Raw genomic sequence first — 20,719 nt, forward strand, 5'->3', positions numbered from 1 at the left:
CTTACCTTAAACAGCGTTAGCACGTACAGTATCTGCAAGATGATTGGCTAAAGCCGTAACTTCTTGCAGATCATCCCCTTCCACCATGACACGAATCACAGGCTCAGTACCTGATTTACGAATCAACAAACGTCCACGACCTTTGAGCTGTGCTTCCGCTTTTTCAAACTCTGTAACCAAAGCAGGCACCGCATACGGATCAAACATCGCCTCTAAACGGACATTAACCAAAACATTCGGCAATAAATGGAAGTCAGCAACCAATTCATGCAAGGCTTTTTTCTGTTCGACCATTACTGTCAAAACTTGTAATGCGGCAATAATCGCATCACCTGTGGTGCTTTTATCTAAGGTCAGAATATGTCCTGATGGCTCCCCACCAATCACCCAACCTTTTTCATCCAATGCTTGCAACACATAACGGTCACCCACGCTGGCACGAACAAATGGCACTTGTGCTTTTTCCAAAGCCAACTCAAGCGCCATATTACTCATTACTGTACCGACAATTCCTGCGGGTTTATGACTGGCTTGGGTGGCAAGAATGTACAGAATGCTGTCGCCATCGACCAATTCACCATGTTTGTCGACCAAAATGACGCGGTCCGCATCGCCATCAAAGGCAATTCCTAAATCTGCATGATGGTGAAGCACTGCTTTTTGCAATTTTTCAGGATGGGTTGAACCACACTGTTCATTGATGTTTAAACCATCGGGTTCGTTATAGAGCGCAACAATTTTAGCGCCTAATTCTTTAAATACCGCAGGACCTACGTTATAGGCTGCCCCATTGGCACAGTCCACCACAATTTTTAAATTGCTTAGGTCAAAATGGTAAGGAAATGTCGATTTACAAAATTCAATGTAACGACCATTGGCATCTTTGACACGTACGCTTTTACCCAAATTTGCGGTATCTTCAATCTTTAATTCTTTTTCAAGTTCTTGATTAATCGCTTCTTGAACATCATCGGGCAGCTTTTTGCCTTCACTTGAGAAAAACTTAATCCCATTATCATAATAAGGATTATGTGAAGCTGAAATCACAATGCCTAAACTGGCATGTAAAGCACGGGTTAAATGTGCAATCGCGGGGGTTGGCAAGGGTCCTAATAAATGGACATAAACCCCAGCAGCATTTAAACCGGCCTGTAATGCTGATTCTAAAATATAGCCCGATAAACGGGTATCTTTGCCTAAAACAACAATGGGTTTTTTTCTATTGCTCATTTTTTTTAAAACTTTACCTGCTGCAAAGCCGAGCTTGAGTGCAAATTCAGGCGTAATTGGAAGTTCCCCAAACTTCCCACGGATACCATCTGTTCCAAAATAACTCATTTTTCACTCACTTCTTATACATCTACGATGAAATTCATCATCCAATTTTTTCCATAATTACTTTACACCAAAATCAAAAAAGCCGTCATATAAATGACGGCTTTTTCATGAAACGAATTACTAAAAATCAACCCACACGATAGTTCGGTGCTTCTTTGGTAATGGTCACATCATGTACATGAGATTCAGACATTCCTGCCGAGGTAATTTTGACGAACTTGGCATTTTGGCGAAGATCTTCAATTACAGCAGAACCGGTATAGCCCATCGATGAACGTAAACCACCCATCATTTGATGCACAATGTTACCCATCGGGCCTTTATAAGGCACACGACCTTCAATCCCTTCTGGTACCAGTTTTTCTTGACCCGCTTTAGCATCTTGGAAATAACGGTCTGCAGAACCTGTAGCCCCTGCCATCGCACCCAATGAACCCATACCACGGTATGCTTTGTAGTAACGACCTTGGAAAAATTCAACTTCGCCCGGTGCTTCTTCAGTCCCTGCCAGCATTGAACCGACCATAATCGTGCTTGCGCCCGCACCAATCGCTTTTGCCATATCACCCGAGAAGCGGATACCGCCATCAGCGATGAGCGGAATTTGGTCTTTCAATGCATTGGCAACGCTGTCAATCGCAGAGATTTGCGGCATGCCTATACCGGCAACAATACGTGTGGTACAAATTGAACCCGGACCAATACCGACTTTAACCGCATCTGCACCTGCATCGAGTAATGCCAATGCAGCATCACCTGTTGCAATATTACCGCCAATCACTTGAACTTGCGGATAGTTTGCTTTCACCCAACGCACACGTTCAATCACGCCCGCAGAGTGACCATGCGCCGTATCAACCACAATGGCATCCACACCCGCATCAACCAATGCTTCAACACGTGCAGGCGTTTCAATGCCAGTACCGACTGCGGCACCGACACGTAAACGACCTAAATCATCTTTACAGCTGTTTGGATAAAGTTCTGCTTTACGGAAATCTGTCACCGTAATTAAACCTTTCAGCTCGTTGTTGTCGCCCACCACCAGTACTTTTTCAATACGATTTTTTTGTAATAAGGCTTGGATATTTTCTTTAGATTCGTTTTCACGAACCGTCACCAGACGGTCTTGACCAGTCATGATGTTACTTACAGGCTGTTCTAAACTGGTCACGAAACGTGTATCACGACCCGTCACAATACCGACCACTTTACCATCTTTAACAACAGGTACACCGCTGATATTGTTGGCTTGAGTGATTGCAATGAGTTCGCGAACCGTGGTTTCTGGGGTCACAGTGATGGGATCTTTCACCATTCCTGCTTCAAATTTTTTCACACGGCGTACTTCAGCTGCTTGCGCAGAAATATCCATGTTTTTATGCAGGATGCCAATGCCACCATTTTGTGCCATCGCAATTGCCATACGTGATTCTGTCACAGTATCCATTGCAGCTGAAATAAGCGGGATATTCAGATTAATGCCACGAGTTAGGCGTGTCTTTAGAGAGACATCTTTTGGGAGGACAGTTGAGTAGGCAGGGAGTAATAAGACATCATCGAAGGTTAGCGCTTCTTGAACGATGGTCAACATAACAGTCTCACTGGTAATTTCCGTGCGCTATTATAAACAAAAAAACAGTTTTATTCATGTTAATTTCAAACAGCGAGGTAAAATAAATTTACATTGCTGAATATTCATCAATTTTTTATAAAATTATCATCAATAGACTTTATCCACGCCTGCTTCTTTTAAGCTGCGCAGCGCAAGACCTTTGGCTTGCCATACAGAACATCCTTGTCAGGTATGGCAAAGGGATGACATTGATTAAGTTGGGCAGGTAAAGACCGACTCATCCATCAAATCAGTACCGCACTCTAACGTTTCAATCCAATCCAGAAATTGATTGACCTGCTCTTTCCCGATAAAAGGTGTACCGTGTTGCGGGACGATCATTTCAACATCCATCGTGCGCACCATTTTCACCCATAAACGAATGATTTTATTGCAACACATATAGCGTTGATGAAAAGATTTCATTTTTGGAATATGCGAAGCAAAATTTTCCAAAGGCTTATTGGCATCATCCACCATCGATGCCCCCATATCACCTGAAAATAAAATTTTTGCAATCGGATCGTAAAATTGGAAGTTACCAACGGAATGTAGAAAATGGGCAGGAACAACAATAATTTTTGATTCGCCCAATGGAATGATCCCACCGTGGTCTGGCAATTCGATCAAGCGTTCCAACCATCCACCTTTCATTCGGTCACTCATAAATGCAGAGTTCAAATGCGGCAAGAAACGTGCCCAAAGTTTAGATGCCACCACTTTGGCTTCGGTATAGACCAACCAACGTGGCATAGAAGTAATAATATCGGGATCTTGATGCGATGCCATGACATAATCAAGATTGGTCAAACGGGTATACTTATTCAGTTCCATGGTCAAAGGGACATAGGTTAAATCACCGCCTGGATCAAGTACTGCTGCACGCTCGTTATCCAGAATTAGAAATTGGTTCGCTTGTACACCTTCACCTTTGACTAGGCTGGTAAAGCTAATACATTTATGTGTGCCATTATCAAATAACACTTGTGATGTAGTGCGGTCAAACGCCATACCCTATTCCCCAAAAATATTGTTTTAAAGTTGCCCTTTTAATCCCTCACAACATATATGGAATTGTAGAAATTTACAATAAACATGTGTTTAAATATTCTTAAATTTATCAGTAAATTGTGCCACATTTAAGCGGGTAAAAATCCCGACAAAAACGCAAGGATTTCTACCCTAACACAGGTTTAAAAGAAATAATGTTGGACTAAAGTTGCAACACCAATCAGCAAGAATATGCTTGCACCAATTTTATGAATCAGTGAAATGGGTAACTTATCTGCCAGCTTATCGCCAATAAAAACTGCTGGGGCATTGGCTATCATCATCCCGACTGTTGTACCCGCCATCACCCAGAAAATGCTGTCAAAACGTGCAGCTAGGGCTATGGTTGCCACTTGAGTTTTATCACCTATTTCTGCGAGAAAAAACAGTACAAACGTGGCACCAAACACACCATATTTTTGCCATTTATTAATGCTGTCGGTTTCGTCATCCAGTTGGTCTGGAACCAGCATCCACAGTGCCATAGCAATAAAACCAAGCGATACAATCCAAAGCAACACATCAGGGCGAAGAACCGTAGTAATCCACTGACCTAGAACGGCTGAAATACCATGATTTAATAAGGTTGCCAGTAAAATAGCCAATAAAATTGGAATCGGTTTACGGAAGCGTGCTGCGAGCAAGAGTGCCAATAACTGGGTTTTATCACCCATTTCAGCAAGTGCAACAATTGCGGTCGAGATCAGGAACTCATACATATGAACTTTCTCTGGCTAGCAAAATTTGCCGATGACTTACCACTCCTGCTAGCCAAAAATCTGCAGAGTAATAAATCAAAGGTCTTGCCAACAAAAAAAGCTTTTTGAAAAGCTGAATTGGTTCTTTGCTATGATGACCATGTTCTGTTGAACAATTATGTTGACCATCACCTTTTTACATTGCGTAAAAAGCGGCTACTCCCCAATGAAGTAGTGCTAGTGTAATTTACACAGCATTTTTTTTCAAATGAGATTTTATTTTTGCCCACGAAATACAAAGCAATGAATTTCACCCAATAAAAAACCCTGCCTAAGCAGGGTTTTCATGCACAGTTTTAGACTAAGAATTACAGCAATAAGCTACGAATATCAGCCAAAAGCTTGGTCAATTTATTGGTGAAACGCGCAGCATCTGCACCATTAATCACACGGTGGTCATAAGACAATGACAACGGCAACATTAAGCGTGGATCAAAACCTTCACCATTCCAAACAGGTTGCATGGTTGCAGGTGAAATACCCAAAATTGCCACTTGCGGCCAGTTTACCAGCGGTGTAAATGCTGTACCACCAATTGAACCTAGACTGGTAATGGTAAAGTTTGCACCTTGAAGATCTTTCGGAGAAAGTTTTTTGTCGCGAGCTTTTTGACCCAGTACACCCAATTCAACCGCAATTTGCTTAATTGATTTTTGATCTGGATTACGCAGTACTGGAACGGTTAAGCCATCTGGTGTCGCAACGGCAATCCCCATATGAATTTCATTACGTAACAACACTGACTTACCATCATCTGCCAAGTGACCTGCAAAATCACGCTCTTCTTTTAGTAGATGCGCAACGGCTTTAATAATGAATGCCATAATGGTCAGGCTAATGCCTTCTTTCTTAAAGTTACCTTTAAGATCATTACGCCATGCTTCAAGCTCAGAAATATCCGCTGCGTCAAACTGTGTAACTTGTGGAATGAAGTTATTCAATGACAATTGCGGAACAGAAACCTGTTGCAAACGCGTCATGGCTTTTTCTTCTGTACCACCAAATGCGCTAAAGTCAGGCAGTTTTGGCAAACCAGAAACTTGAGCAACGGCTTGAGCCACAGGAGCAACCTGAGGCGCTGTCAAACGCGTTTTTACATAAGCAACCAGATCTTCTTTCATCAAACGAGCATGCGGGCCTGATGCTTTCACTTCTGACAACACTACACCCAGTTCACGTGCAAGTTTACGCACCGCAGGGCCTGCATATACTTTCGAATTTGCAGCACTTTGCTCTTTGGTTAACTTATCTACGTCATTTGTAGTCGCAGCTACAGGTGCAGATTGTTGTACTTTAGCTGCTGTTTGAGTAGGAGCTGTCGCTTTTGCTGTTTCGACTTTTGCAACAGGTGCAGCAGCTTGACCTTCAGCTTCAATCGTCACCAGTGCAATGCCTTCCGAAACATTTTGACCAAGTGCAACATGAATTGCTTTGATCACACCTGCCATCGTACTTGGTACTTCAACTGTCGCTTTATCTGACTCAACCACGATGATGCTTTGGTCTTTTTCAACCTGATCACCCACAGACACCAAAATTTCAGCAACGATAGCTTTATCAACCCCTAAATCAGGGACTGAAACTTCAATTGGACCTGCTGAAGCAACGACCTGAGGAGTCACTTCAACTGGTGCAGTTTCAGCAACAGGCGCAACTACTTTTGGCCCCTCTTGCACTGCTACAGCGACCGAACCTACAGTTTTCACTTTAAGCAGAACCACGCCTTCTTTCACGCTGTCACCAACCTGAATTTCAACGGCTTCCACAGTGCCTGCAATTGTACTTGGTACTTCAACTGTTGCTTTATCTGATTCAACCACAACAATGCTTTGATCTACATCAATTTCATCGCCCACAGACACCAAAATTTCACCGACCAAGGCTTTTTCCACACCAATATCAGGCACTTTCACTTCAACAACCGTTGCTGTCGTAGCAGCAGGAGTTGACGTTTTTTCTTCAACCACTGGCGCTGTATTTGATTGAACAGGTGCAACCACAGCTTCAGGCTGAGGTGTTGCAACTACTTCAGATGCCGTCGCGGCTTCTGCTTCTAGTTCGATCAATACTGCACCTTCAGCAACTTCATCACCAAGATTAACCAAAATGCTTTTAACCACACCTGCCGAAGTGCTAGGCACTTCAACAGAGGCTTTATCCGATTCAAGTAAGATAATACTGTCATCAACGCTAATGGTATCGCCCACTTTGACTAAAATTTCTGCCACTGTTGCTTTATCTACACCAATATCTGGAGTCATAATTTGCATGATTAGTTCTCCTCTTTGTAGTCAGCAACCGCATGAAGCTCTGGATGCGTTTGTGGCAACCACGCCACTGGGCGGTCTGTATCTAATTCAAAGCTAGAAATCGCATCTTTTACTAAACGCGCATCAACTTCGCCTTCATCTGCCAATTTTTTCAACGTCGCAACCACAATATGCGCAGCATCAACACCGAAATAACTACGTAAATTTGCACGTGTATCTGAACGGCCATAGCCATCTGTACCGAGTGCTACGAATGGACGGTTATCTGGAAGATAAGCACGAATTTGTTCGCTGTATGCACGCATATGGTCTGTAGCCGAAACCACGATACCATTGGTATTGCGAAGTTGCTTCGATATCCACGCTTCTTTTGCTGTTTCAGCCATTGGGTGCAAGCGGTTATATTCTTCACATGCCATACCATCACGTGCCAGTTCATTAAAGCTGGTTACGCTGTACACGTTTGAATGAATTTGGTATTCGTCACGCAAAATTTGCGCCGCTTTAATCACTTCACGAAGAATTACGCCTGAACCCATCAACTGTACAGTGGCTTTTTCATCTTCCTGCAATAAGTACATACCACGCTTAATGCCTTCCTCAGCGCCTTGTGGCATTTCAGGATGTTCGTAGTTTTCGTTCATCACAGTTAAGTAATAGAACACGCGCTCTTGGTTGACATACATACGCTGTAAACCATCATGTACGATCACAGCGAGTTCATAACCAAAACATGGATCATAAGAAATACAGTTTGGAATGGTGTTCGCAAGAATGTGCGAGTGACCGTCTTGGTGCTGTAAACCTTCACCGTTTAGCGTAGTACGACCTGCAGTTGCACCCAACAAGAAGCCTTGTGCTTGTGCGTCGCCTGCTGCCCATGCAATATCACCAATACGCTGGAAACCAAACATCGAGTAGTACATGTACATTGGAATCATTGGCAAGTTATTGGTTGAATAACTGGTTGCCAATGCTGCCCATGCACTCATTGCACCCGCTTCGTTAATCCCTTCTTGAAGCATATGACCGTCTTTTGCTTCACGGTAATGCATCAATTGTTCTTGGTCTTCAGGGGTATATTTTTGACCATGCGCTGCATAAATACCCAATTGACGGAACATGCCTTCCAAACCGAAAGTACGTGCTTCATCGGGAACAATAGGGACAACACGGTCTTTAATGGCTTTCTCTTTCAATAATGCAGAGATTAAACGCACCATCACCATCGTGGTTGATTGTTCTTTACCACCACTGCCTTTCAACACTGCATCAAATACAGACAACTCAGGAATGGCAAGCTGTTCACTTTCTTTACGACGTGCAGGTAAGTAACCACCCAATGCTTCACGACGCGCTTTCATATATTTCAATTCAGGCGAATTTTCGCTTGGACGGTAGAAAGGCACTTCTTCTAATTGCTCATCATTGAATGGCAAGTTGAAACGGTCACGAACGTATTTTAAAGATTCAATTTGCATCTTTTTAATTTGATGCGTTTTGTTGACCGCTTCAATTTCTTCAGACAAACCATAACCTTTAACTGTTTTCGCAAGAATTACAGTAGGTTGACCTTTGGCTGTACACGCTTCTGCATAGGCAGCAAATACTTTGTATGGGTCATGACCACCACGGTTCAGATTATCAATATCTTCATCGCTTAAATCTTTGACCAGTTCCGCAGCTTCAGGATACTTACCAAAGAATTTTTCACGCGTATATGCACCACCTTTCACTTGGTAACGTTGGAAATCGCCATCGACCGCTTCTTCCATCACGGCTTGAAGTGCGCCTGTGCTGTCTTTCGCCAACAATGGATCCCAATGACGGCCCCAAACCACTTTAATCACACGCCAGCCTGCACCACGGAACAATGATTCAAGTTCTTGAATAATCTTGCCGTTACCACGCACAGGACCATCTAGACGCTGTAAATTACAGTTCACCACCCAGATTAAATTGTCTAACTTTTCACGACCTGCCAGTGAAATTGCACCCAAGCTTTCTGGCTCATCCATTTCACCATCGCCCAGATAAGCCCAAACTTTACGGTCTTCTTCTTTAATCAAGCCACGGTTCATCAAATATTTTTGAATGTGCGCTTGATAAATCGACATAATAGGACCTAAGCCCATCGATACAGTCGGGAACTGCCAATAATCTGGCATTAAGTACGGATGTGGGTAACTTGGAAGACCAATACCGCCCACTTCACGACGGAAATTATTTAAATGGTCTTCAGTCAAACGCCCTTCAAGGAATGAACGTGCATAAATACCAGGTGCACAATGACCTTGATAATAGATCATGTCCCCACCAAAGTGATCACTATTGGCACGGAAAAAATGGTTAAAACCAACATCATATAAAGTTGCTGAAGATGCAAAACTGGCTAAGTGACCACCTAAATCATCACCTGTTTTATTCGCACGCAGTACCATTGCCAAAGCATTCCAACGAATCAACGCACGAATACGGCGTTCCATATCTTGGTCGCCTGGCATTGCTGGCGTTTCGTCAACCGAAATTGTATTGCGGTAAGGCGTATTTAGGCGCTGAATAGGAACATGTGTAGCAATTGCACGCTGATAAAGTTTTTCCAGTAAAAATGCCGCTCGCTCCGTTCCCATATGTTGTAAAACCGAATCGAAAGCATCTTGCCATTCTTGGGTTTCTTGCGCGTCAGTATCACCATAAAACGCCATATTGCACCTATTCCTTGAGCCTATTTATATTCTCTATATGTATCATACTTTGGCTGATTTCAGTTATTGCCACAGCTGAATACGGAATAGCACTATTATTTAGAAAATAAATATCTACTGACCATTCTTTACGCAATAAAACAAAAAACCGCCAATAAAGGCGGTTTTTTATACAATAAGTATTCTTTTGAATGATAATATTTAGAGTTAAAAGCTATAAGCGCTTAGATCACATTCTTTAAGACTATTCAGAGCAAAGTTGTAATCCATCATGGAAAAACTTATGGCAACATCGCTAAATAAGTTGACGGATTTTTACGTTGACCATCTTTGACTACTTCATAATGTAAATGAGGGCCAGTACAACGCCCCGTACAACCCACATTAGCAATATGTTCACCGGCTTGTACTTTATCGCCAACGCGGGCAATCAGACGAGATGCATGTGCATAACGCGTGAGATAACCATTGCCATGATTAATTTCCACATATTGACCATAGCCTGTCCCCCAACCCGATTTAGTGACCACACCTGGACCGGTTGCATAAATAGCAGTACCACTTGGGGCAGACATATCTAAACCTGAATGATTTTCAGCACGGCCACCCATGGTACGACCACCATAGTTTGAACTGACACGATTCATATCAGGCAATGGGTGAGATACCAACCAAGAGTAAGGATTGTTAGAATAGCTTTTTGAGGTGCTTGAGCCGTATTTCTTTGCCAGCGATTCATTGTTCAATTCAACAGTTTTTTCACGTAATTGAACACTCATTTTAGTTTCAGCAGGGAGGTCAATCTCATTTGACTCTACATAAGAACCCTGAGCCAAAGTACGAGTCAGTTGTTCAATACGATCTGTTGATACGTCGTTAGAATTTAGTTCAACTAAATCCGCAAAAGCTACAGATGCAGCAGACGCTGCCAATGAAAACGCTAATAGAATACGTCGCGTATGCATAAAAAACCTCTTTTAACTGTTCTTAGTTAATGTCCTTGTGTGATCTCTTCCTTGATATCTACTGAACGAAGCGCATAAGATTAAGACACAAATATGAAGGAACAATGTATGTCTGAACCAGTGAAGCTCTTTCAACAAACAAGAAAACACTTAAAAACAGGAAACTTTACGTTTCTCTCTACACAAGTTGCTGCATGGCAGAAACTTACAAAAATCATTCAACCTATCTTGCCCCAACCGGAGCAATGGAAAGTTGTTTGTTATCAAAATGGCGTTTTGACCATTACCGGTGAAAATCAAGCTATGATTAGTCAACTGGCATATCTTCAAAAGCAATATATTGCTCAATTATTACAATTAGAAGAATTCAAAGAATTACACAAACTGCAAGTTCGTTTAAGAATTCAAACACCAACACCCGCAAAACCTGAAGCGCTGACCAGATCCCTTAGCCCAGATACTCAAGATTTAATTCGTGATGCTGCTGACTTTGTGAGCGACCCCAAGCTTAGCCAAGCAATGCTACGTTTGGCAAGCAATAAAAAGTAACCAGCACTTTGCTGTCGCTGAAATCAGCCAAAAATTATGTGACCGACTTAACAGTCATAGTTGTTATATTATAACACACACATTAAAAGACAATGACTTATGTCACACTTACATAAGGAATTGGACATTGCGTTTCGTCATTAAATGTTACAATTTCGTAACTGGTTGGATCACTTTTAACATTGCGTAATAATTGATTATTTAATGCATGTCCTGACTTATAGCCATCAAATTTAGCAATAATTTGATGTCCAAGTAAGTATAAATCACCAACAGCATCTAAAATTTTGTGCCGTACAAACTCATCAGAGAAACGTAGCCCCTCCTCATTCACTACACCTGTTTCATCCACACCAATCGCATTGTCTAAACTTGCGCCTAAGGCTAAATTATTGGCTTTGAGATAATCTAAATCTTTCATAAAACCAAAAGTTCGTGCTTCACTGACTTCATACACAAAGGTTTCGGTTGAAAAATCAATGGTCGCTGACTGGTATTCTTTTTTAAATGCAGGATGATCAAAATCAATAGTAAAGTTTAGCTGAAAGCCTTGATGTGGATGAAAAACAGCACGTTTATCATCAATCAGTGCTTCGACTGTTTTTAATATTCTGATAAATTTTTTCGGTGCATTTTGCTCAGCTAGACCGCCTTGCATCAGCAAATAAATAAATGGGCCTGCACTGCCATCCATAATCGGTACTTCAGAAGCAGAAACCTCAATAATCAGATTGTCGATGCCTAATCCAGCAATCGCACTCATGACATGCTCAATGGTGCCGACCTTGGCATCTTCTTGAACCAAATTAGAGCACATAAATGCTTCTTGAATCAGCATGGCATTGGCTTGAATATCGACAGGTGGATCTAAATCGATACGTCGAAACACAATTCCCCCATCGACATGGTGCGGCACAAAGTTAATTAAGACTTTTTGCCCACTATGAAGACCAATACCGCTCGCTTTCACGACACGTTGTAGGGTTCTTTGTTTCAACATGTTTTCTATCATCTGCTCATCAAACCGCTATACGTTAGCATATTTAGCCATTGATAAAAAACAAAAAGGTAGCCTTTAGGCTACCTTTTCTGTTGAATTTATGCAGACCACATTAATTCATCTTTATTTACGTTGCTGATTTTTCAAGTAATCTTGAATACTCATCGGTGTTGGGCGCGCTGTACCGACTGCTGGAGCAGTGGTCGCACTCGCTTCACTCTGTTGACGTTGGATGGCTGGCACATCGTCATCTTCCACAGCAGCTTGAGCAACTGAACTCACTGGACGAGTTGCAGACTGCGTTGTTGGACGTTTTACCGTATCCACAGAATCGGCTGAATTGCGTGTTAAACCGGTAGCAATCACGGTAACGCTAATTTCATCGCGCGCATCTGGATCAAATACAGTGCCGTAGAACACTTGCCCTTCATCTAGATCGACAATCTGATTGACCACATCGGTAATTTCTTCAATTTCACCGAAAGTCACGTCATCACCACCAGTGACATTAATCAAAATACCTTTGGCATTCATAATGGTCACATTATCCAGCAGCGGACTACGAATGGCTTGTTCAGCAGCTTGGCGGGCACGCGTTTCACCGCGACCAGAACCTACACCCATCATGGCATAACCACGCGTGCTCATTGCAGTTTTTAAATCGGCAAAGTCAAGGTTGATATGTCCTGGGCGAACCACCAGATCAAAGATACTGCGTACCGCATTGAGTAATACGTCATCTGCTTTTTTGTATGCGTCTTTCATGGAAATATCACGGAAGACTTTAAGCAAACGTTGATTCGGAATAATAATTAAAGAATCCACATGCGCTTCCAAAGCTTCAATGCCTTTTTCAGCAGATTGTTGACGTCGTTTGCCTTCAAAGTTAAATGGAGTCGTCACCACACCTACAGTCAAAATCCCCATTTCTTTGGCAATTTCAGCAACAACAGGCGCAGCGCCCGTACCTGTACCACCACCCATACCAGCAGTGACAAAGACCATGTCCGTGCCTTCAAGGTGTTGGCGAATGATTTCACGGCTCTCTTCAGCAGCAGTTTGACCCACTTGAGGATTTGCACCCGCACCCAAACCACGCGTGCTTTGTTCGCCTAACTGAATTTTGAATTGTGCATTCATCCGATCTAAAGCTTGTTTATCCGTATTGGCACAAACAAATTTTACACCTTGAATGTCTGACTCAAGCATATGTTGTACAGCATTACCACCAGCACCACCTACACCAAACACAGTGAAACGGGCTTGACCGTTGCTATCGTTTTGATCATCTTCTAAAAATTCAAATGAGGCCATGACCTTTGGATTTCCTAATGCGTAATTGGCAGTCACTTAAGCCCGTATACTGCCTTAATCTTAATAAAATTGTTTTTTAGAATGCTGTTCAACTGCGCGCTTGTCAAGTGCAAGCCGTTAGACGTACAACTTCCTAACAATATTCCCAATAAATTCAACTTAAAATATCGATTTTAACTGATTATTCAATGCCGACCATGCTCGCCCTACTCGTTTGAAAACAGACAGCTTTTCAGGATCAGTAGCTTCCACAATCGTATCTTGTGTGTCACTTTGACTAAACATTAACAATCCAGCCGCTGTTGCATATTGCGAACGGCGCAAAGCCGCCTGATTTTGTTCTTCAGCATAGACCTGTACGGGTGGATTGCCTAAATGAGCAGAAACACCCAGCATATGACGTGCCAAATTCACCATACCCTCAATTTGACTGGCATCGCCCGTCAACACCACACCATGATATAAACCATGAATTGCACCATTACGTTGTAATTCTTGATGCACTTGATTCAAAATTTCTTCATAGCGCGCAATAATAATTTCAGTTAATTCAATGCGACTAATCGTTTGCGGCCCATCAATGCCTTGGAATTGAATCATATGATCTGGTTTGACCACTTTGAGTTCAACACAACCATACAGAAGCTTAATTCGTTCAGCTTCCTCTGTTGTGGTTTGCAGTACCGCAGCAATATCTCGGGTTACATTCTCACCACCACGCTGTAAGGTATGGGTTAAAGCAAGACGACCATCTAAATACACGGCAATATTGGTGGTACCTGCACCAATATCTAGCAAACATACTCCATACTCTTTTTCATCTTTGAGCAAGCTAGATTCAGCCGTAGCTAAACAAGACACCACCATTTTTTCAACGCCAATATTGGCACCTTTAAGCGCACGATCCAAATTCTGCATGGTGCTAATCGGCAACATCATCAACTGATAATGCCCCTTCATACTGTGTGCAGACATCCGAATCGGATTCTGTACCCATTCTGTTGAATCATCTAATTCAAAACCCAAAGGTACTGCACTGACCAAATAATGATCAGAGGTTAAATGACTGGCTTTGGCCAGCTCTAGTGCGCGTACCACTTCACTTGTGGTAATGGTGTGGTCACTATTTTCAATAGGTGTACGACCTGATGCATAAAAGCTTTTTAATTCTGCACTTGGAATTGAAATCCAAGCGGAATGCACTCGGCATTCAGCCATATCTTCTGCTTCTTGTACGGCATTTTTGATTGCAGTAATGACTTTGTCGAGACTTACAATTTTTCCTTTATTCATGCCTCGGTTACGAGCGGTCGCCATACCAATTACTTGGATATTGTCTGGCGCATGTACCTTACCAATCAAAACTGAAACTTTGTGTGTCCCAATGTCAATCGCAACAACCGAGGGAACAGCTTCATTCATTATCTACTACTACCATGACGTGTTTAGTTAATTTTTGGCTTAAAGCCTCTATTTTATATAAAGCCGCTCAATTATGGCTTTACCGTTCTTGCATCTGCAATGCTTGTGTCATCAATCGTTACAACAAAGTGACCATTTACAATCTTTGGTGCTGCTGCATTCTTCCATTGTATGGCCAATCCATTTCTATAACGTAAATCGACCGATGAAATTTTAGACCAAATTGGTTTTAAATCACTTTGTGCCAGATGACTCAAGCGTTGAAGTTTACTCATGGTTTGATCTTGATCCACAATGATGCGTAAACCAGAATCAAACTGCATAAACCAAGTCATACGTTCTGTTAAATATAATTCTTTTAAACGAACATTGACTGGTAAAAATAATTGATTAATTTCATTGTAACGCCGCATCATCATTTTTGACTGCGTAGTGGGTCCGTGTAGCAAGGGTAATTTCTGATTATTTTGCGGTATGACCTCTGCAAAAATATCACCACTATCACTTAATAATCGGCCTGTTCCCCAACGAGCAATCGCATGACGCGGCATGACGCGTACTCGGATTGAGTTTGGCCATGCACGTGATACCACCACGCGATCAACCCAAGACAACGCCAATGCTTGATCTCGAACTTTTTCTAAATCAGCAGTAAAATAATTGGCCGTGACTGTCGGTGCAACATGTGTCATGACCTGACGCGTTTCAGCATCTGATCGTGTTCCGACCACGTTAAGCTCAGCCACTTGTGCATCGGTCATGACCGTATATAAACCATATACCCCTACCGCCAATACTGCGAGTGCAACAAGCAATAACAACCAACCACCGAAATTCGCAAGCTTTTCCTTACGCGTCGGTGGCTTATCGTGTATTGATGTGATTGCTGCTCGTTTACGGCGCATTGAAGCAGGAAGTTGAGCCATAGTTTAGTGAGCCACAGCCGTCAATGTTTGTTCTAAAATCGCAACACACAGTTCATCAAAGCTATAACCAACTGCTTGCGCAGCTTTGGGGACCAAAGAATGACTGGTCATGCCCGGCACAGTATTCACTTCTAACAACCAGAAGTTACCCTGTTCATCTTGCATCGCATCAATACGCCCCCAACCACTTGCACCAACTGCTTGGAATGCACGCAAACATAACGTTTGCAGTTGTTTTTCTTCAGCTTCGGTCAGACCGCAAGGAATACCATACTGCACATCATTACGCTTATATTTAGCGTCATAATCATAAAATGCCACATCTTTTGGCGGTTCAAGACGAATCACCGGAAGTGCCTGACCATTCAGAATAACAATGGTAAATTCACGCCCTGTAATCCATTTTTCAGCCATCACCACAGCATCATGTTCGGTCGCTTTCGCAATTGCCAGCGCAAAGTCTTCAAGACGTTCAACTTTACTCATCCCGATACTTGAACCTTCATGTACCGGCTTAATAATAAACGGCAAACCAATACTCTCCACCACCGCGTTGAGATCGGAATCTTTGGTCACAATACGATATGGTGCGGTTGGAAGCTCTGAACCTTGCCAAACTTGCTTGGTTTTGACTTTATCCATACCAATCGCTGAACCCTGTACACCAGTACCGGTATAAGGAAGGTTCAACCACTCTAATGCACCTTGAATTTGACCGTCTTCACCGCCACGACCGTGCAACACAATAAAAGCACGATCATAGTTCACAAGTTCAGTCACACTGCGCTCTTGCGGGTCAAACGCTTCGGCATTTACCCCTGAACGTACCAATGCTTCAAGTACAGCTTTACCACTATTTAGAGAAACCTCGCGCTCAGCTGATTTCCCACCAAGCAACACGGCAACTTTGCCGAATTCTGAAGCATTTGCCACGTTTATATCCTTAAACTTTATAACTGAACAATCAAATTCAAAATCACACAAGGTGATTATTTTAAATACAATTTATTTTGTGCAAGCTCACTCGAGATAGCACCCACATTACCTGCGCCTTGGGTTAATAACAAGTCATTCGCTTGTAACACTTTATGCATCACATTTTCTAAATTGCCTTCTACAGGGTCAATCAAAATCGGTTCGACTTCACCGCGTAAACGAATACTGCGTGCCAAGCTGCGGCTATCTGCACCAACAATTGGCTTTTCACCCGCAGGATACACTTCAAGTAACAATAATTGATCAACGTGTGACAATACATCGACAAAATCATCAAAACAGTCACGGGTACGGCTAAATCGGTGCGGCTGGAACAACATAACTAAACGACGATCAGGATGACTTTGACGTGCTGCTTTAATGGTGGCTTCCACTTCTTTAGGATGGTGACCATAGTCATCCACCAATTTCACATTACCACCGTCCAGTTCAAACTCACCGTGCACTTGGAAACGACGACCCACACCACTAAAGCCTTCTAATGCACGGCAGATTGCACCATCAGAAACGCCTTCATCGGTTGCAATCCCAATCGCAGCCAAGGCATTCAATACATTATGTAAGCCCGGTTGGTTGATGGTAACACGCAAAGGTTCACGGTCTTTACGCAGCACAGTAACATGCGTACGCATACCATCTTGATCAACGTCAACAGCACGAATATCGTTATCTTCGTTAAAACCGTAGGTCAATAACGGACGACCGATACGCGGCATAATTTCACGGATATTGGCATCATCACCACACACCACAGCTAAACCGTAAAATGGCAGTTTGTGTAGAAACTCGACAAAGGTATCTTTTAATACGTCGAAGCTACCGCCATAGGTATCCATATGGTCAGCATCAATATTGGTCACAATGGTGGCCATCGGCTGTAAGTGTAAGAATGATGCATCCGACTCATCTGCTTCAGCCACAATGTAGCGGCTCGCACCCAACGCAGCGTTCACACCCGTACGGTTCAGCAAACCACCAATCACATAGGTTGGATCCAGATTCTCTTCTGCCAACATACAGGTTACAAGGCTGGTGGTGGTGGTTTTACCATGTGTTCCTGCAACTGCAATACCATGACGGTAACGCATCAGCTCACCCAACATTTCAGCACGACGAACCACTGGGGTACGGGTTTCAATTGCTGCTTTAATTTCTGGGTTTTCTTGATCAATGGCTGTCGACACCACAATCACATTGGCATCTTTAATATTTTCAGCGCTATGCCCAATGAAAACTTTAATGCCATTTTCTTCGAGCTGTGCCGTGGTTTTAGAGGCTTTAATATCTGAACCAGACACTTTATAGCCTTGGTTTTTTAATACTTCCGCGATGCCACACATCCCTGCACCACCGATTCCCACAAAATGAATGTGTTTGATACGGCGCATTTCAGGCACTTTAATTAACTTTTTCGCTTGATCAGCAGGAGTAGATGGAGACATATATAACTCTAATTTACAATTCTTGAATTAAACGAACCACATGCTGGGTTGCATCGGGTTGTGCTTTTTGACGTGCTTTGACTGCCATTTCAGACAGCAATTGGCGATTCATCAGTGGTGTTAGTAATTCTTTTAAACTTTCTGCTGTCATGTTGCTTTGTGGGCAAATTTTCGCAGCATTGATATTGGCTAAAAATTTGGCATTTGCAGTTTGGTGATCATCAACCGCACTCGGTAGTGGGACAAAGATTGCAGCCACCCCAGCCGTTGCAATTTCAGTCACGGTTAAAGCACCCGCTCGGCAAATAATCAGATCTGCATTAGCATACGCTTTTGCCATATCTTCAATAAAGGGTTGCACCTCGACCTGTAACGTGGTCGGTACATCACCATAACGTGCTTGCGTCGCATCTTTGTGGCCTTGACCACATTGATGAAATACCTGCATCGGCACATCCAATTGTTTCAATGCTTCTGGAACAATTTGATTTAATGCTTGAGCACCTAAAGAGCCACCGACAATTAAAATCTGTATAGGCATCTCTGCTCGAGCACGCTCTTGATAACGCCAAGACGGATTTAAAATTTCAGTAATTTCTTTGCGTACAGGATTGCCTGTGGTAACAATTTTTGCACTTTCAGGGAAGGTATTTGGAAAGGCCTGACACACTGTTTTTGCAATACGCGATAATTGCGTGTTGGTAAAACCTGCAATCGCATTTTGTTCGTGAATGATGACAGGAATCCCTAAAGCACGTGCTGCTAAACCACCAGGGCCAGCAACATAACCACCAAAACCAACCACAGCGTCAATATTGAGCTGTTTCATATAACGCATCGCACTGAGCGTTGCTTTTAAAATTTTAAACGGCGCTAATAATTTACGCACCACACCATTACCACGTACACCCTGAATATCAATTTGATAAATTGGAATGTCTTGATTTTTTAATAATCGGTTTTCCATGCCCGTTGGCGTTGCAAGCCAAGACACTTGTACCCCGTGTTGCTGTAATTGTTTAGCAACAGCTAATGCAGGAAAAACATGTCCACCTGTACCTGCAGCCATCATCATGACATGTTGGGGCTTTGTTTTCATTGCTTTGGTCACAGTCTAATTCTTCAATTCAAAATAAAGGCAATGGAAAATTCATTTTAAGCGTTCAATTGTAATCACAAACACTAAGTCGGGGAAGCGTATTTACTTTTTTTCACGAAGTGCTTGATTGTTTTTTTCTACGGATTTAAAAGTTTAAACTAGTTTTATTATTACTCGATGCATTAATATATAATTTTATGCCTGTTTTATCCAGTTTTGTACGCTTAATTTGAACTGGTCGATAAATTCAATCTTCTTCTGGCAAATAGCTCTGGTTAAAAAAAAGAGCCCGCATTGGACTCTTCTTTTAACAACAGGCGCTTTAAGCCTTCAAACCCGCTTCTAAAACAGCAAATAAGTCGTCTGCAATAGAGGTTCCAAACTGGTCATCAATTTCACGGATACAGGTTGGACTGGTGACATTAATTTCTGTCACATAATTCCCAATTACATCTAGCCCGACAAAAATCAACCCTTTCTCTCGAAGATAAGGTCCAACTTTTGCAGCAATGGCTTTGTCATTTTCACTTAATGGACGGGCTTGTCCTAAACCACCTGCGGCCAAGTTGCCACGGACTTCACCATTTTGTGGAATACGCGCAAGGCAGTAAGGTACAGCTTCGCCATTAATCATCAAAATACGTTTATCCCCTTCGACAATTTCAGGAATATAACGCTGTGCCATAATCGGTTGAGTCCCGTTATTGGTCAGCATTTCAATCGTAGACCCAATATTGATGCCATCTTGATATAAGCGGAAAATGCCTGTTCCGCCCATACCATCAAGTGGTTTTACAATCACATCCACCTGTTCTTTCAAAAATTCACGGATCAAACGGTCTTGTGATGTCACTAAAGTCGGGACTTGTAGTTCTGGAAATTGAGTCGCAAAGAGTTTTTCGTTACAGTCACGCAGGCTTTGTGGTTTGTTGATAATCCACGCCCCTTCGCGCTCTGCCTGTTCCAAAATATAAGTGGTATAGACAAAGTTCATGTCGAATGGTGGGTCTTTACGCATCAACACCACATCATAATCGGCAATCGATTCTTTTTGTTTTTCACCTAATTCATAATAATGATCGTAATCTTCAAACACTTTCAGCGGTGAAATTAAACCGAATGCTTTGCCTTGTTCGATATATAAATCTTGCTGTAATGCATATCCCAAGGTATGTCCACGACGGCTGGCCGCCCAAAGCATGGCCATAGATGAATCTTTTTTCAAGTTGACGTTTTCGATCGGATCCATCACCACAAGTACGCGCATATC

Annotated in this window: 16 protein-coding genes and 1 riboswitch; of the genes, 1 reads left to right on the forward strand and 15 read right to left on the reverse strand. The window is 42.5% G+C overall.

Annotated elements, in window-relative coordinates; all coding sequences use genetic code 11:
• Positions 1-6: 6 nt before the first annotated feature.
• The 7 genes from glmM to B9T30_RS05030 form a co-directional block, all read right to left on the reverse strand.
• Entirely contained in the window at positions 7-1,338 is a 1,332-nt protein-coding gene (gene glmM, locus B9T30_RS05000) for a phosphoglucosamine mutase (RefSeq protein WP_086184043.1), read from the reverse strand.
• Positions 1,339-1,465: 127 nt separating this feature from the next.
• Positions 1,466-2,932 carry an IMP dehydrogenase gene (gene guaB, locus B9T30_RS05005; protein ID WP_004650767.1) on the reverse strand — a complete coding sequence of 489 codons (1,467 nt, stop codon included), beginning with the start codon at positions 2,930-2,932 and terminating at the stop codon, positions 1,466-1,468.
• A gap of 234 nt (positions 2,933-3,166) precedes the next feature.
• Positions 3,167-3,964 (reverse strand): MBL fold metallo-hydrolase, encoded by a 798-nt coding sequence (locus tag B9T30_RS05010; protein WP_004650768.1) that lies wholly within the window; start codon positions 3,962-3,964, stop codon positions 3,167-3,169.
• A gap of 182 nt (positions 3,965-4,146) precedes the next feature.
• A complete protein-coding gene (locus B9T30_RS05015) occupies positions 4,147-4,722 on the reverse strand; it encodes a TMEM165/GDT1 family protein (RefSeq protein WP_086184044.1) in 576 nt (191 codons plus the stop codon).
• Between the two features lie 74 nt (positions 4,723-4,796).
• Positions 4,797-4,938, reverse strand: a riboswitch (yybP-ykoY riboswitch).
• A 131-nt stretch (positions 4,939-5,069) separates the two neighbouring features.
• Positions 5,070-7,031, reverse strand: a complete 1,962-nt coding sequence (locus tag B9T30_RS05020; protein ID WP_086184045.1) for a 2-oxo acid dehydrogenase subunit E2 — start codon at positions 7,029-7,031, stop codon at positions 5,070-5,072.
• 2 nt (positions 7,032-7,033) lie between these two features.
• Positions 7,034-9,736, reverse strand: a complete 2,703-nt coding sequence (aceE, locus tag B9T30_RS05025; protein ID WP_086184046.1) for a pyruvate dehydrogenase (acetyl-transferring), homodimeric type — start codon at positions 9,734-9,736, stop codon at positions 7,034-7,036.
• 281 nt (positions 9,737-10,017) lie between these two features.
• Positions 10,018-10,701: a M23 family metallopeptidase gene (locus tag B9T30_RS05030; RefSeq protein WP_086184047.1), complete on the reverse strand. Its 684-nt coding sequence runs from the start codon at positions 10,699-10,701 to the stop codon at positions 10,018-10,020.
• Between the two features lie 108 nt (positions 10,702-10,809).
• Here B9T30_RS05030 and B9T30_RS05035 point away from each other — a divergent pair, with 108 nt between their 5' ends.
• The gene (locus B9T30_RS05035) at positions 10,810-11,250 is read left to right on the forward strand and encodes a DciA family protein (protein ID WP_086165331.1); all 441 of its coding nucleotides are present in this window, start codon (positions 10,810-10,812) and stop codon (positions 11,248-11,250) included.
• A gap of 97 nt (positions 11,251-11,347) precedes the next feature.
• On the opposite strand, the gene lpxC is transcribed toward B9T30_RS05035, so the two are convergent.
• The 8 genes from lpxC to gshB all read right to left on the reverse strand — a co-directional run bounded on the left by lpxC (position 11,348) and on the right by gshB (position 20,716).
• Positions 11,348-12,250, reverse strand: coding sequence for a UDP-3-O-acyl-N-acetylglucosamine deacetylase (gene lpxC / locus B9T30_RS05040; RefSeq protein ID WP_086184048.1), 903 nt, complete (start codon positions 12,248-12,250; stop codon positions 11,348-11,350).
• 123 nt (positions 12,251-12,373) lie between these two features.
• Positions 12,374-13,564, reverse strand: a complete 1,191-nt coding sequence (ftsZ, locus tag B9T30_RS05045; RefSeq protein WP_086184049.1) for a cell division protein FtsZ — start codon at positions 13,562-13,564, stop codon at positions 12,374-12,376.
• A gap of 159 nt (positions 13,565-13,723) precedes the next feature.
• The gene (gene ftsA / locus B9T30_RS05050) at positions 13,724-14,986 is read right to left on the reverse strand and encodes a cell division protein FtsA (RefSeq protein WP_086165333.1); all 1,263 of its coding nucleotides are present in this window, start codon (positions 14,984-14,986) and stop codon (positions 13,724-13,726) included.
• Positions 14,987-15,057: 71 nt separating this feature from the next.
• Positions 15,058-15,912 (reverse strand): cell division protein FtsQ/DivIB, encoded by an 855-nt coding sequence (locus B9T30_RS05055; RefSeq protein WP_086184050.1) that lies wholly within the window; start codon positions 15,910-15,912, stop codon positions 15,058-15,060.
• Positions 15,913-15,915: 3 nt separating this feature from the next.
• Positions 15,916-16,845: a D-alanine--D-alanine ligase gene (locus B9T30_RS05060; RefSeq protein WP_086184051.1), complete on the reverse strand. Its 930-nt coding sequence runs from the start codon at positions 16,843-16,845 to the stop codon at positions 15,916-15,918.
• Between the two features lie 56 nt (positions 16,846-16,901).
• Complete coding sequence (murC, locus tag B9T30_RS05065; protein ID WP_086184052.1) at positions 16,902-18,350, reverse strand: UDP-N-acetylmuramate--L-alanine ligase; 1,449 nt, start codon at positions 18,348-18,350, stop codon at positions 16,902-16,904.
• 13 nt (positions 18,351-18,363) lie between these two features.
• On the reverse strand, positions 18,364-19,449 hold the full coding sequence (gene murG / locus B9T30_RS05070; protein WP_413772553.1) for an undecaprenyldiphospho-muramoylpentapeptide beta-N-acetylglucosaminyltransferase: 1,086 nt from the start codon (positions 19,447-19,449) through the stop codon (positions 18,364-18,366).
• Positions 19,450-19,771: 322 nt separating this feature from the next.
• Positions 19,772-20,716 (reverse strand): glutathione synthase, encoded by a 945-nt coding sequence (gshB, locus tag B9T30_RS05075; protein ID WP_086184054.1) that lies wholly within the window; start codon positions 20,714-20,716, stop codon positions 19,772-19,774.
• Between the last annotated feature and the right edge of the window lie 3 nt (positions 20,717-20,719).

It is taken from the genome of Acinetobacter sp. ANC 4973 (assembly GCF_002135275.1).
GTDB lineage: Bacteria > Pseudomonadota > Gammaproteobacteria > Pseudomonadales > Moraxellaceae > Acinetobacter > Acinetobacter kyonggiensis.